Source organism: Pseudomonas avellanae BPIC 631, assembly GCF_000444135.1.
GTDB lineage: Bacteria > Pseudomonadota > Gammaproteobacteria > Pseudomonadales > Pseudomonadaceae > Aquipseudomonas > Aquipseudomonas avellanae.
In genome coordinates this window covers 55,069-68,326 of the sequence record NZ_ATDK01000246.1, presented here as the reverse complement: position 1 = coordinate 68,326, position 13,258 = coordinate 55,069, and the positions used below count along the sequence as shown (strand labels likewise).

General features: G+C 58.4%; 8 protein-coding genes, 1 tRNA gene and 1 pseudogene. 4 read left to right on the top strand and 6 right to left on the bottom strand.

Annotated features, from left to right (window positions below):
* Window positions 1-270: 270 nt before the first annotated feature.
* Window positions 271-1,446: an N-methyl-L-tryptophan oxidase gene (gene solA, locus DW49_RS0113785; RefSeq protein WP_005618930.1), complete on the top strand. Its 1,176-nt coding sequence runs from the start codon at window positions 271-273 to the stop codon at window positions 1,444-1,446.
* A 23-nt stretch (window positions 1,447-1,469) separates the two neighbouring features.
* Here solA and DW49_RS01000000128380 read toward each other — a convergent pair.
* From DW49_RS01000000128380 to DW49_RS0113755, 6 genes and pseudogenes are all read right to left on the bottom strand, one after another.
* A pseudogene (locus DW49_RS01000000128380) lies at window positions 1,470-2,821 on the bottom strand (TolC family outer membrane protein).
* A gap of 1 nt (window position 2,822) precedes the next feature.
* Complete coding sequence (locus DW49_RS0113775) at window positions 2,823-4,157, bottom strand: HlyD family type I secretion periplasmic adaptor subunit (RefSeq protein WP_005618931.1); 1,335 nt, start codon at window positions 4,155-4,157, stop codon at window positions 2,823-2,825.
* On the bottom strand, window positions 4,154-5,920 hold the full coding sequence (locus DW49_RS0113770; RefSeq protein WP_005618932.1) for a type I secretion system permease/ATPase: 1,767 nt from the start codon (window positions 5,918-5,920) through the stop codon (window positions 4,154-4,156). The genes DW49_RS0113775 and DW49_RS0113770 overlap by 4 nt, the downstream gene beginning before the upstream one ends.
* Window positions 5,921-6,050: 130 nt before the next feature.
* Window positions 6,051-6,434, bottom strand: coding sequence for a protease inhibitor Inh/omp19 family protein (locus DW49_RS0113765; protein WP_152522160.1), 384 nt, complete (start codon window positions 6,432-6,434; stop codon window positions 6,051-6,053).
* Between the two features lie 57 nt (window positions 6,435-6,491).
* Window positions 6,492-7,919 carry a serralysin family metalloprotease gene (locus DW49_RS0113760; protein ID WP_024420610.1) on the bottom strand — a complete coding sequence of 476 codons (1,428 nt, stop codon included), beginning with the start codon at window positions 7,917-7,919 and terminating at the stop codon, window positions 6,492-6,494.
* A gap of 457 nt (window positions 7,920-8,376) precedes the next feature.
* The gene (locus DW49_RS0113755) at window positions 8,377-9,048 is read right to left on the bottom strand and encodes a Bax inhibitor-1/YccA family protein (RefSeq protein WP_005618936.1); all 672 of its coding nucleotides are present in this window, start codon (window positions 9,046-9,048) and stop codon (window positions 8,377-8,379) included.
* 121 nt (window positions 9,049-9,169) lie between these two features.
* Between DW49_RS0113755 and DW49_RS0113750 the strand changes: the two genes are divergently transcribed.
* The 3 genes from DW49_RS0113750 to DW49_RS0113740 all read left to right on the top strand — a co-directional run bounded on the left by DW49_RS0113750 (window position 9,170) and on the right by DW49_RS0113740 (window position 13,254).
* Window positions 9,170-9,257, top strand: a tRNA-Ser gene (locus DW49_RS0113750).
* Between the two features lie 713 nt (window positions 9,258-9,970).
* The gene (locus DW49_RS0113745; protein ID WP_229687517.1) at window positions 9,971-11,962 is read left to right on the top strand and encodes a tellurite resistance TerB family protein; all 1,992 of its coding nucleotides are present in this window, start codon (window positions 9,971-9,973) and stop codon (window positions 11,960-11,962) included.
* Complete coding sequence (locus tag DW49_RS0113740) at window positions 11,959-13,254, top strand: ATP-binding protein (RefSeq protein ID WP_003380173.1); 1,296 nt, start codon at window positions 11,959-11,961, stop codon at window positions 13,252-13,254. The genes DW49_RS0113745 and DW49_RS0113740 overlap by 4 nt, the downstream gene beginning before the upstream one ends.
* The last annotated feature ends 4 nt before the right edge of the window (window positions 13,255-13,258 follow it).

Below are 13,258 nucleotides of genomic sequence, written 5' to 3'. Positions count from 1 at the left end.
AAACGGAGCCGGGACTTTGCCTACTTTGGTCCTTCAAAGTAGGGCGCCGAGAGGCGAAAAGGTGACTCAAGTCGAGCCAGAATCCAACTGACATCGCAGAACCGTTGCGTGACGCTTCCACGTCACATATCTGCGCCGCAGACGCAGGATCGGACGCAGAGCATCGGCACGATAGTCATATCAAGACTCGGTATAACCTTATGCGGCATTGGTCATTGATTCGGCTGGCTGTCGAGCGTGAAATAGACGATTTTTCGAGGCGTAGCGCACATGGAACAACGTTGCGAAGTAGCTGTGCTTGGCCTGGGTGCAATGGGCGCTGCCACGGCCTATCAATTGGCCAAGGCAGGCGTTGATGTCATCGGCATCGACCGCCACGACCCGCCGCACACGTTTGGCTCCAGCCATGGCGATACACGCATTACGCGCCTGTCGGTAGGCGAAGGCCCACAATACCTGCCGCTGGTACGCAGTTCACACAGCATATGGCGCGAACTCGAGGCACTGAGCGGCGAATCGCTGTTCGAGCAGTGCGGCGTGCTGGTGATGACCTCCAGCCCGACCTACGACGCAGCGGATGCTGACGACTTCACCCACCAGACCATCGCGCTGGCCCGCACCTATGGCGTGGAGCATCAGGTGCTTGCGGCCGCGAGCATTCGCGAGCGTTTTCCACAGTTCGCACCGGTGCTGGACACGGCTATTGGCTACTTTGAACCCGAGGGCGGTTTTGTTCGGCCAGAGCGCTGTATCGACGTTCAACTCAGGCTGGCAGCGCAACACGGCGCACGGCTGCTGACCCACGAGACCGTCACGCACTTACAGCCGCACGGAGACCAGGTGCGCATTACCACCGACAAGGGCTCGATCATCGCTGACAAGGTCGTGGTCAACGCGGGCATGTGGTCAGCCGAACTGCTGGGTGCGCCGTTCAGCGACCTGTTGAGGGTTTGCCGGCAAAAGCTGTTCTGGTTCGAGCTGCAGGAAGACGCGGTGTTTGCTCCGCGCTCGCCCAGCTTCATCATGATTCACGGATCCGGTGAGGCCGACGTGAGTTACGGCTTCCCGCCCCTGCCCGGCGAAAACAGCATGAAGGTCGCCACCGAGCAATACATTGAGGATTCAGCGCCGAACACGCTGGACCGCACCGTTACCGCGCCTGAGGAACAGGACATGTTCGACACCCAGGTGCAGGGCAAAATTGCAGGCCTGAAGCCGCACGTCGTCAAGTCCTCGGTGTGCGCCTACACCGTCACGCCCGACTACCACTTCATCATTGATGAACACCCGTACCTGAAAAACGTGACCGTCGTATCGGCGTGCTCCGGTCACGGCTTCAAGCATTCAGCCGGGCTGGGGCTGGCCCTCGCGCAACGCTGTATTCACGGCAAGAGCGATATAGACCTTTCAGCTTTCTCGCTGGCACGGTTCAGCGCCGCTGTTTAATAACGGCTACCTGACAACGATTGTCAGCGTGCCAGCACGAAGGCCTCGTCGATGCGCGCCAGATCGGTGTCGCGCAACGTACCGGCGTAGTAATGCAGTTTGATCCACGCCATCAGGTAATCGTAACGGGCTTTCGCCAGATCGCGCCGGGTGCTGTAGAGCTGCTGCTCGGCGTTGAGGGCATCCAGGCTGATGCGCTCGCCACCCAGAATGCTCTGACGTGTCGATTCGACCAGCGCCTGCGCCGACACCAGCGCTTTCTGATAAGCGCGCAGCTTGCTCACCCCGGACGCGCAGGCATTGAACTGGCGACGCAGCTCGATCAGAGTTTCGCGGGTCTTGCCTTCCAGCTCGTATTCGGCCTGTTCACGCTTGCTGGTGGCCTGACCCACCGAAGCGCTGGTGCCGCCGCCGGCGTACAGCGGCACGCTGACCTCGATGCCAACGGTATTGGTGTCATAGCGCTGATTGTAGGTATTGCCGCTGTCCGACTCGTTCTGACGAATACTCGCGAAAGCATTCACCGTCGGCAGATGACCGGCGCGATTGCGCTCCACGTCATAGCGCGCCACTTCCACTGCCTGACGTTGCGACGCAAGTGTCGGGCTGTTGGCCGTGGCCAGCGCATGCCACTCGGTGAAACTTGAAGGTGCCAGTACCAACGCCTGAAAACTGTCCTTCAAAGGGTCCAGTTGCGCAACATCGATACCCGGCTCGCCCAGCAACGCTGCCAGCTCACGCAAGGCGGCGTCCTGCTCGTCGCTGGCTTCGATCTGCTCGGCAATCGCCAGCTCGTTACGCGATTCGGCTTCAAGAATGTCGGTACGGGTGCCCTCGCCTTGCTGAAACATCTGCCGGTTCTGCGCAAAAACTGGCGCTCGAACGCCTGCTGCTTGGCGCGCGCGATGTTGATCTGGTCCTGAGCAAACAGTGCCTGGGTGTAAAGGGTCAGCACCCGCACCAGCAATTCCTGACTTTTGCTGCGAAAGGTCTCGTCGGCAAACAGCGCCTGAGCCAGGCCCTTGCGGTAGTTGGCGTAGGCTTCGTAGTCAATCAACGGCTGCTGGATCGTCAGGCTTGAACCAAAGCTGTTGTAGTGGCGATGATCCGTGGTGTCTTCGCGGCCACCTTTAAGGGTGGCTTTTGAATCGTTGCGCCCTTTGTTGTAGTTGTACGACACGCGAGGCAACAGGCCTGCGCGACCAATGATCCGGTTCTCAAGGCCCGCATCGCGTTCCTTGAGTGCGCCGAGGTAGGTCGGGTCATTGCGCAGCGCCAGCTCGTAGACCTGAAACGGTCCCATCGCATGACTCAACGGCGCAGTACCGAGCAGGATGGCCGTCAGCAAAGCGGCTTTCAGGGGATAACGAATCATCCTATTCCTCCGTCAACGCGGAGCCGGCACGGTCCAGCAAAGGTTTGAACAGGTAGTTGAGCAGCGAGCGTTCACCCGTGCGCACGAACATTTCAGCGGGCATGCCCGGCTTGATCACCAGACCATTGAGTTTTTCCAGTGCGGCATCGCCCACCGAGGTGCGCAGCACGTAATACGGCTGACCAGTTTTTTCATCCTGCATCTGGTCGGCGGAAATCAGGCTCACTTCGCCAGCAACCCGAGGCGTGCGGCTCTGATTGAACGCAGTAAAGAGGATGTCGACCGGCAAATGGCTGGCGACCTTGTCGATCAACTGCACCGGCAAACGCCCTTCGACTTCCAGTCGTGTGCCTTGCGGAACGATCTCCAGCAAGGTTTCACCGGCCCGCACCACAGCGCCTTCGGTGTGCACGCCCATGTTCACAGCGATGCCATCGGCAGGCGCAAGAATGGCGCTGTGTTGCAGACTGAAACCTGCCGACGCCAGTTGCTGCTCAAGGGTAAGCGCCTTGACCTGAGCATCGGCCCATTGGCTACGCACCTCTTTCTGGTATTCCTCGCGCTGCTGCTGAAGGCGTAGACGCGATTCGACGATGCCCTGCTCTATGCGCCCGGTTTCGCCTGCGTTCTGCGCCAGGCTCTGCTGCACTTGAGACAACTGGCGCTGAAACTCCAGCAGGCGGTTGCCCGGAATGAAGCCGTTTTGCGCCAGAGGTTCCAGGTTACGCAGTTGCTGACGCAACGAGTCGGCCTGGGCCAGCAGATCCGAACGCGCGCGACGCATGCCGGCGAGCTGCAGCCCGGCACCTTCGCTCGCCTGCAAACCGGATTGCTCGCGCGCCAGCGCCTGACGACGGCTGCTGAACAACTGCCGCTGCCCCTCAAGCACCAGGGCCAGACGCGGGTCAGGATTCTGGCCCTGCCCGGCGGCGATCAGTTCTGCGGGAAAGTGCACCTCATCCAGATTGTCGCGCTCGCTCTGCCAGCGGGCCAGGCTGGCCCAGGCCATGCGGTATTGAGCGCCCAGCGATTGCACATCCGCCTGAAACTGCGTCTGATCAAGACGAAACAGCGGCTCGCCTTCTTTGACCAGTTGGCCTTCGCTGACGAGAATCTTGCTCACCACGCCACCATCCAGCGACTGCACGGCCTTGCGTTTGCCCGAGACCACCACCGTGCCCTGCACGGCAATGCCCTGATCAAGTGGCGCCAGACTGGCCCAGAGAAAGAAACTGCCCGCCCCCGCCAGCATAAGGATCCAGCCGGCGCGCACGAAGAACTGCACACCGCGCTCCTTGCCCGGTACGGCGTAATGAGTGTCGAGAGGGCTGTTCATACGTCGGACTGCCTGTTCTGGTTGCCGTACTGACGGCTCAGGGAGAGCCCGGCAGGTACCGGACGGGGTTGCGGTTGTAATGCTGGCCCGGACGATGTTTGCCCGGAAGGTGCCTGGCCGGACAAGGCTTGCAACACCTGAGCCGTAGGGCCGAATGCCTGCATGCGACCTTCGCTCAGCACCAGCAGGCAATCGGTCTGACTCAAGGACTGGGTGCGGTGAGTGACGAGCACAACGGTGCATCCACGCGCCTTGAGTTCACTCATTGCCTGGGTCAGATTGGAGTTGGGCTCATCAAGCACCACCAGTTTGGGATCGCCGTACAAGGCGCGAGCCAACGCAACGCGCTGTTTCTGGCCACCGGACAAACCGCCGCCATCATCGCCCAGCCGCGTGTCGTAACCTTGCGGCAGGCGCAGGATCAGTTCATGCACACCCGCCAATTGCGCAGCCGCGACCACCGCGCTCGCGTCACCCTCGCGAAAGCGCGCGATGTTTTCTGCCACGCTGCCACCAAAGAGTTCGATGTCCTGCGGCAAATAACCAATGTGGGGGCCCAGCGCCTCGCGGTCCAGACGGTGCATGTCGGCACCGTCCAGCCGCACTGTTCCGCCCAATGCGGGCCACACCCCGACCAGCACGCGGGCCAGGGTCGACTTGCCGGAACCCGATGCGCCCAGCACGCCGAGCACCTGGCCAGCCTGCAACTGGAAGCTCACCTGCTGAACCGTAGGCGAGGTTCGGCCCGGCGGCGCAGCGCTGACCTGCTCCGCACTGATCTGACCACGCGGCGTGGGCAGCGCCATGCGCGGCGCGGGCTCGGCGTAGGTCTTGAGCAACTGGTCCAGACGCCCATAAGCCAGACGTGCAGAACTCCATTGTTTCCAGACCGCAATCAGTTGATCGATAGGGCTGAGTACCCGCCCCATCAGGATCGAGCCGGCGATCATCATGCCCGCGGTCATCTCGCCACGAATCACCAGCAGCGCACCCAACCCCAACACCAGTGATTGCAGGCACAGACGCAGCGCCTTGCTGATCGAACTGATCACTGCCCCGGTGTCGCTGGCGCGGTTCTGCAGGGCCAGAAAGCGCCAGTGCACAGTGAACCAGCGGCGACGCAACGCTTCGAGCATGCCCATCGCCTGAATGGCCTCGGCCTGCTGCAGATGACGGGTCGCCAGTTGCGCAGACTGCTGCGAATAGCCACTGGCCTCGGCCAGCGGTTTGCAGGTCAGCCACTCATTAAGACAGGCCAGCGCTACCAGCAACACCGTGCCAACACTGGCCAGCACGCCAAGCCAAGGGTCGAAAAGAAAAATGAACGCCAGGTAGATGGGGAACCAGGGAGCGTCGAAGAACGCGAACAACGCAGGGCCGGTGAGAAACTGCCGGATGAAGGTCAGGTCGCCCAGCGCCTGGCCGGCCTGGCGCTGCCCGGCATGCAGGTTGCTCTCGAACGCAGCCTGATAAACGCGCAAATTGAAACGTCGCTCCAGCTCGCTGCCGATGCGGATCACCAAAAAGCTGCGAATCATCTCCAGCACGCCGATAAAGGCGAAGAACCCGACCACCATCAGGGTCAGCATGGCCAGTGTGGTCTGGTTCTGTGAGGTCAATACACGGTCATAGACCTGCAACATGTAAATCGATGGAGCGAGCATCAACACGTTGATCAGCGCGGTAAAACAACCGACACCGATCAACGCGCTCTTGTAGTCTGCCAGCGCTTTATAGAGCGGTGGCTGGGCGCTATGACTCATGACTCTTCCTTGAAAGCTTGCTTACGGCCTGGCTGCATCTGCGGGAGATTCTTTAAAGTGCGTCTTTTTTCGATGTGCCTTCTTCTGTACTTTTTTGAGCACCTGTCACCGGACAGCGGTCAGGCAGGAGCTAATCGGCCAGTCGCTCCAGCATCAGCGTCTCACCACCAGGCAGACGCGCCTGGTAATGCTGCCCACCGGTGTGATTGAAATGGATCAGCCTATTACCCTCTTTGCCAGTCAGGGCAAGACCATCGGGCGTCGGAAACCAGCCGGTCGGCGCTTCGTGTAGCCATTTGGCCGCGCAGGCAGGATCACCGCCCAGTTGCGGCACGTCGGTATTGAGCTGCAATTCGCAGGCTTGATCAGCCTGCGCCTGAATAAACAATTGCCACTTGCCGCTGAGTTCAGCGGGGCTGGGTAGTTTCAGACTCATGGCCGTACTTACTCCGCAAATACCCACCAGCAGCACGACGACCGCTGGAGCGATTTGAAAAAAACGATGGGTTGTCATGGCAAGAATGTACCAACTCATGGGCGAATCGATTGACCCGCCCACGAGCATTACGCGTTAAACAATGATATCCGCGGCAAACGCCTGACCCACGGTGCCCACCAGAAAGTCCCCAACACCCTGACCGGTGAAGTCGATCGCCAGGCTACCCAGGTTGCTGCTCTGGTTGTAGTTCAGGATCGCTTCGCCAGCATGACCGCTGAACGCGTTGACGAACTGCAACGCGCTCAGCGTGGAGATAGCCGATACGTCGATCTTGTCCTGACCGCTGACAAAATCGCGAATCGTGTCCTGAGCGGCACGGTTGGAATCGGAACTGGCACCAAACACGAAGATGTCTGCGCCTGCGCCGCCGGTGAGGCTGTCTGCGCCGCCACCCCCGTAGATGATGTCGTTGCCGGCACCGCCTTTGAGGTCGTTGGCGGCAGCATTGCCGATCAACAGATCGTTGCCCGAACCCCCGATTGCGTTTTCCACCACAACGCCCTTGGCAATGGAAACGTTGCCCACCATGCCGCCGACGTCAGAGAACGAGGCCGCGTTCAGGTTGATTTTCTGGTTCTGGGTGAAGCCCGAGAAGTCGAGGGTATCCTTGCCCCCGCCATCCCACACCGAGAACACCACCTTGGAAGAGGCAGATGTGGCGCTGTAGAAATCGCGCCCGGCAGTGGAGTTGAAGCCGTAGACCGTATCAGTGGCCCGCGTGCTCAGGTTCGCGCCGTAGAGTTGCTGAACAGCCGCAATATCGTCCAGCAACGGTGCCGAGGAATACGACGGAGCGCCGCCCTTGACGAAGTTCTGGTCGGTATTGGACTCACTCCAGTAGCTCATGACGCTGTAGCCGCGCGTGTCTTCTGCGTAGGTGGCGTCCTTGTAGGTCGGGTTGCCGTTACCAGCGTTGTAGTCGCCGGGGTGAGACAGGCCCAGGGTGTGGCCTATTTCATGGGTCAACGTCTGACGACCATAGTTACCGTTGTCCGGGGAGACGTTTTGCCGGTAGGAATCGTCGATCAGGTACCAGGACTGACCATCTGTACGGCCGCCGCTCGGCAGGGAGGCAAACGCCGCCCCGCCGCTGCTGCCATCGCTGTAGTTGCCAAAGGTCATGTGCCCGTCACCGCCAGAAGCGGCCTGGGTGAAACTGACCTTGGCCACGTCTGCCCAGGATTGCATCGACAACACTGCCTGAGCTTTCTGTTGCGCGTTGAACGCACTGAAAGTCCCCAGAGAATTGTCGAACCCGGCAGGTTTGGCCGTCAGGAATGTGTACGTGAGGTTGATGGTGCCGTTACCGTCGCGGTCCGACCAGGCGGCGTGATCGCGAAGAATGAAATTAGCAGCCTGATCGACCGAGTACGAAGGTTTGCCGTTGATCGTGAGGTTACCCCCACGGTCATACTCGTGCGCAAACGTATTGATCTGATCGAATGAGGTGCTGGTAGCGGCGGAGAGTTGAATTGCAGCATTTTCTTTGACTTTCGTCAGCTGATAGAACGGATTTAGGTGTGACAGGACTCCACCTGCTGCGAGGAATCCTGTCACTCGCCTTGTGTTGCGTAACAAAACTGACACATCTTGAAAAAATGTGTCCACCCTCCTGGATGATGTCAATTGGCCTAAAGCAGGAAAGTACCTACAGGTATTGGGGAATAGCCTGGTATTTTTTTCAGTGATAATAGAAAAACGATAAGCGGCTGATAAGACTGTAATAATTTCGATAAAAATGACTGATCGGTCAAAATATCCGGTGCCTCAGGCAGGTCCAAACGGGCATCGTCAGGTTGAACCTGTTGCCTTCGCAAACACGCTGAAAGACCGGCATAACGCCAGCACCGAAACACCTGACGTTGTTCAAAACGCAGAAAAGCAAAAGCCCCGAAAATTCGGGGCTTTTGCGTGTAGCGAAGTGGCCTGAACGTTCAGGCCACCTTGATCATGTGGATCAGTCGTCGCGGCTCATGATGCCGAAGATCTGCAACAGGCTGATGAACAGGTTGTAGATCGACATATACAGGCTGACGGTTGCCATGATGTAGTTACGCTCGCCGCCCTGAATGATCGCGCTGGTCTGGAACAGAATGCAGACCGACGAGAACAGTACGAAACCTGCGCTGATCGCCAGTTGCAGGCCGCTGATCTGGAAGAACATGCTGGCCACTACCGCGCCAAGCAACACGAAGAAGCCTGCGGTGATGAAGCCACCCAGGAAGCTCATGTCCTTGCGGGTGATCAACACGTAAGCCGACAGACCGCCGAAAACCAGTGCGGTCATCGCAAATGCGGAACCGACGACTTCAGCGCCACCGGCCATGCCCAGATAACGGTTGAGGATCGGGCCCAGCAGGAAGCCCATGAAACCTGTCAGGGCAAAGGTAGAAACCAGGCCCCAGACCGAATCACGCAGCTTGTTGGTCAGGAAGAACAGACCGTAGAAGCCGATCAGCACCACGAAAATGTTCGGGTAGCCAACGCGCATCTGCTGCGCGACAAACGCCATGACACCGCTGAAAGCCAGCGTCAGGGCAAGAAGACCATAAGTATTGCGCAGGACACGACTAACCTCGAGCTGGTCGGCCTGCATGCCGGTTTTAAGGCTGTAATCCTGTTCGCGCATGGCGAAACTCCTTCCTGTTGAAATGTTGAGTTGCAAAGATCATAACAGAGCTGCCGCAACTGGCTAGTCACAGAGTTTGACAGCTTGTTTCATTCCGGTATTATGGCGCCCGCAACGTAGTGGAGGTATGGCCGAGTGGTTTAAGGCAGCAGTCTTGAAAACTGCCGACTGTAACAGGTCCTAGAGTTCGAATCTCTATGCCTCCGCCATATTTGGTAGCGCAAAGCCCTGATTATTCAGGGCTTTGTCGTTTCTGGGGTTTGGTAAGCGCACGCTCACCAACGCAAGCCCATCCTGGCTGATTTCAGCTTTCTCTCACGCTATGCGCGTGCTTGGCCCCCGCATACAAAATGTGGATACTGCCGGTTTGCAAGCCGACGAACCATGGAAGAGACAATGGCACCCAGTCGACCGTCCACCCATCTTGCTGGAAGCACACCGCTCCACGCGGACGAGATTCGGCACGGTGCCGGGGCTCGCGACGAATGCCTACCGGCAACCACCCAAACACCCGCTGTCGAATCAGACACTGAAAACCTCGCGATGGGTCGCTTTGCACGCTTCAGTCGAGCTTCGTCCCTGGTGGGTGGTACCCAGCCGGTCCCCTGTCCGGACACATGCTCTTGGCATCGGTGACTACGCCAGCCTCGCCATAGGGCGCTACGCGCGTTTCAGTAGACCGTCCAGCAACCTGATTGGCGGCACGCAACCTCAGCGTGATGTGGTCACGTCAGTACAGAAATCTGTGTCCGCTGCGCCGCAGCCGGCCTCCTCCACTCTCAACCTGGAGTTCTTTACCGTTAAGGGCTCACCTGACAGCGGGTCCTTCAGCATTCCGAAGGCGCCTGCTCACACCGATAAACTCAGATGGCTACGTCCGGGGGAGCCCGTCACTGTCGCCGGCATTACGCTGTCAGACGGCATGGTCTACACGGGGGCGAGAAATCCGAGATTCAGGCAGTCAGAGCCTTCATTCATTGACACATCCTTGAAAGTAGCGACTTCGCACGTCGATCTTGCCACCACACTGACGTTCTACTGGTCGACTTACGATGACCTAGACCCAAAAGAACGTCGCGGCTATCTGCAATGGCTGGCAGGTGGTCGGTGCGACCCCAAAGCAGGTAGCGGCTATGTCTTCATGTTTTTCCATGGCCTTGAACGTCGATTGCTCGTCGACACTCAGTCTGACGCCGAGGCACGAGAAGACTGCATCGCGATAAAAGCCGAGATAGAGCGTCTGATCAGCCTTTATTACCAGCATGCGTCGTTTTGCAGTCAGGCACTGAGGCTTCTTGAACACCTGGACATGCCAGCTATTTCAGAGCGTATGTACTTGCTCGAGCCGCCAACGAAATCGGCCGGCAACTATGAAATGCCGACTTTGACGCGTGTAGCCTTGGGCCAGATGGCCAAAGACAAATACCCGTTGAACAGCGGCTGGGCATTGGCCTGGGCCATGACCGATCCGAATATTTCAAGGCGCAAACCCATCGTCAGGTGCTCGGATTTGTTTCAGCGTCTGTTCAAGGCGGAATATACCCAACGCTACCCCGGCGGTCTGAAAGTACTCAACAATAAAACGAGACTGAGGATTACCTACCCTGCGTCCTCTCCCTACCTCGACGTACCGCCCATACCTGTAGGTGATCTCCCTGATGTAAGCGTGACGTCAGGCATTCGCAAAAAGCTGCAACCCATCGTTGAGGAATGCACTGAGCTGCTCACTCCATTCAGCCGTTATGTGGGCCGAAACGTCGAGACCCCTGATAAATACGATGCACTGGAAGGCTTGCTTCTGCTGCCGATATTCCTGTGGCCTGAATACGCGAAGCACGAACTGGAAAAACTGCAATCAGACGTCGATTCTGACGCAATTGCATTGACGTTCAACGAGCTGGCGCAACGTTTCAAGTCTGACGGCGCTCTGCCGCGCAACCAGATAACCGCGCTGGCAAGAGTTCTGGAGGGCCTGAACATCGGTATGGAACCCGATGTGCTGGCTGGCAGCCGTGCGAAAACAGAAGAGCACGTCGTGCTGTTTGAAACGGAGCCTGATGAACCGGCCCTGCGCGCAACGACAGACTACAGCGTCGCCTTGACCACGCTGGATATCGCCACGTCAGTAGCCGCGTCAGGAGGAACGAATCAGGCGCAGAGCGCGCTGCTCGACCAGCACATCGATTCGTGGACTCATTTTTCCGTCACACATCGAAAACGTCTCAAGGCGTACCAGTTACTCCAACGGTTGCAGCCGCCCACGCTTTCAAGTCTTAAAAAGAGGATTGCTGCACTGCAGCACGATGAAAAGCGCACTATCGGCTATTTTCTCGCTCAGCTTGCCCAGGCTGATGGAACCGTCACCCCTCAGCAGGTCAAGCTGCTGGAGCGCGTCTACAAAGCCCTGCAACTCGATACGACTTCGCTTTACAGCGATCTGCATGGGGCGGCGGCCAGCGCGTCTGGCGGAATAATCTCTGCGCGCCGATCGTTACCGGCTTCAACCGGAGCCGACGGCAAAAAGCAGGGCTCCGGAATTGTTCTGGACATGCACAAGGTCGTGCAGTTACAACGCGAGACAGCGGCGGTTTCAGCACTTCTGGCCAATGTTTTCAAGGGCGATCAGGAAGACGAACAGATTAGCGCAGAAGCAACCGCGCAAAATGCCTCCGACGCCGAGACGCATCTTTACGGACTCGATACAGAACACTCGGCATTTCTCCGCCTGCTGGTATCGCGTAACGCATGGACTCGGCAGGCGCTGGAAAATGCAACTGCCACGATGGATCTGATGCTCGATGGTGCACTGGAGCAGATCAACGACATGGCATTCGAGCTGTTCGACATGCCGGTTTCCGAGGGCGATGACCCGATCGAAATCAACCCGGATATCTTAAGCGAGCTAACCCTATGAGCACGATACGAGCCAAGGATCGCGATGCGGTCATTCAGTCACTGCGCGCAGGGGTTGTTCCTCGTGTCGGACAACACCTGATACAAGTGGGCCGGGTTGGTGAATTGGCCGCCCTTATAAAGGATGTCGACCGCCTGGCCGAGGGTGGCTCCGCATTCCGCGTCGTTATCGGTGAGTACGGCGCAGGCAAGACATTCTTCCTCAATCTGGTCAGAGGCATTGCGATGGAGCGCAAGCTGGTAACCATGCACGCCGACCTCAACCCCGACCGGCGTTTGCACGCTTCGGGCGGCCAGGCGCGCTCGCTTTACGCCGAACTTGCCAAGAACATGTCCACACGCACCAAGCCGGATGGCGGTGCGCTTCAGGGCATTGTGGAAAAATTCATTTCCCAGGCAAAAACCGAAGCCCGGAGCAAGGGTATCGACAGCGAGACGGTGATCCGTCAGTACCTCGCCGAACTGACCGAAATGGTCAACGGTTATGATTTTGCCGAAGTCATTGCCGCCTACTGCCGTGGCTTTGATGAAGGCAACGAAAAGCTCAAAGCCGACGCCATTCGCTGGCTACGAGGCGAGTTCACTACGAAGACGGATGCGCGTGCGGCACTTGGCGTAAGAAGCTGCGTTGATGATGCGTCCGTTTACGATCAGCTCAAGCTGCTGTCCCGATTCGTGCGCCTGGCAGGCTTCGGCGGGCTTATGGTGTGCCTGGACGAACTGGTCAATTTGTACAAGCTTGCCAATACCCAGGCACGTAATGCGAACTACGAACAGATTTTGCGCATTCTCAACGACTCGCTGCAAGGATCGACAGACGGGTTGGGCTTTGTGCTGGGGGGGACGCCTGAATTTCTGATGGATACGCGCCGAGGCTTGTACAGCTACCCTGCCCTTCAGTCCAGGCTGGCAGAAAACACCTTTGCCAAGACAGGTTATGTCGACCTTTCTGGCCCGGTCATCCGTCTGACCAGCCTGACTCCCGAGGACTTCTATGTCCTCCTGCAGAATCTGCGCAACGTCTATGCCTACGGCGATCCGGAAAAATACCTGCTCCCGGATGAGGCGATCCCCGTCTTCATCGAGCACTGTGGCCAACGGCTGGGAGAGGCTTACTTCCGTACGCCACGGACCACCATTACTGCTTTCATCAACCTGCTGGCGGTCCTGGAACAAAATCCGGGCGCAGACTGGAGAACGCTTCTGGGGGCCGTGGAGATTGCTAGAGACGATGGCGGTCAGAACGACCTGAACGTAGAGGCCGACGATGAACTCACCAGTTTCAAGCTCTGACTCA

What these genes read in the sequence shown, in the direction of transcription:
- solA (WP_005618930.1), top strand. Translation starts at nt 271, where the DNA reads ATGGAACAACGTTGCGAAGTAGCTGTGCTTGGCCTGGGTGCAATGGGC.
- DW49_RS0113740 (WP_003380173.1), top strand. Translation starts at nt 11,959, where the DNA reads ATGAGCACGATACGAGCCAAGGATCGCGATGCGGTCATTCAGTCACTG.
- DW49_RS0113755 (WP_005618936.1), bottom strand. Translation starts at nt 9,048, where the DNA reads ATGCGCGAACAGGATTACAGCCTTAAAACCGGCATGCAGGCCGACCAG.
- DW49_RS0113765 (WP_152522160.1), bottom strand. Translation starts at nt 6,434, where the DNA reads ATGACAACCCATCGTTTTTTTCAAATCGCTCCAGCGGTCGTCGTGCTG.
- DW49_RS0113745 (WP_229687517.1), top strand. Translation starts at nt 9,971, where the DNA reads ATGGTCTACACGGGGGCGAGAAATCCGAGATTCAGGCAGTCAGAGCCT.
- DW49_RS0113775 (WP_005618931.1), bottom strand. Translation starts at nt 4,157, where the DNA reads ATGAACAGCCCTCTCGACACTCATTACGCCGTACCGGGCAAGGAGCGC.
- DW49_RS0113770 (WP_005618932.1), bottom strand. Translation starts at nt 5,920, where the DNA reads ATGAGTCATAGCGCCCAGCCACCGCTCTATAAAGCGCTGGCAGACTAC.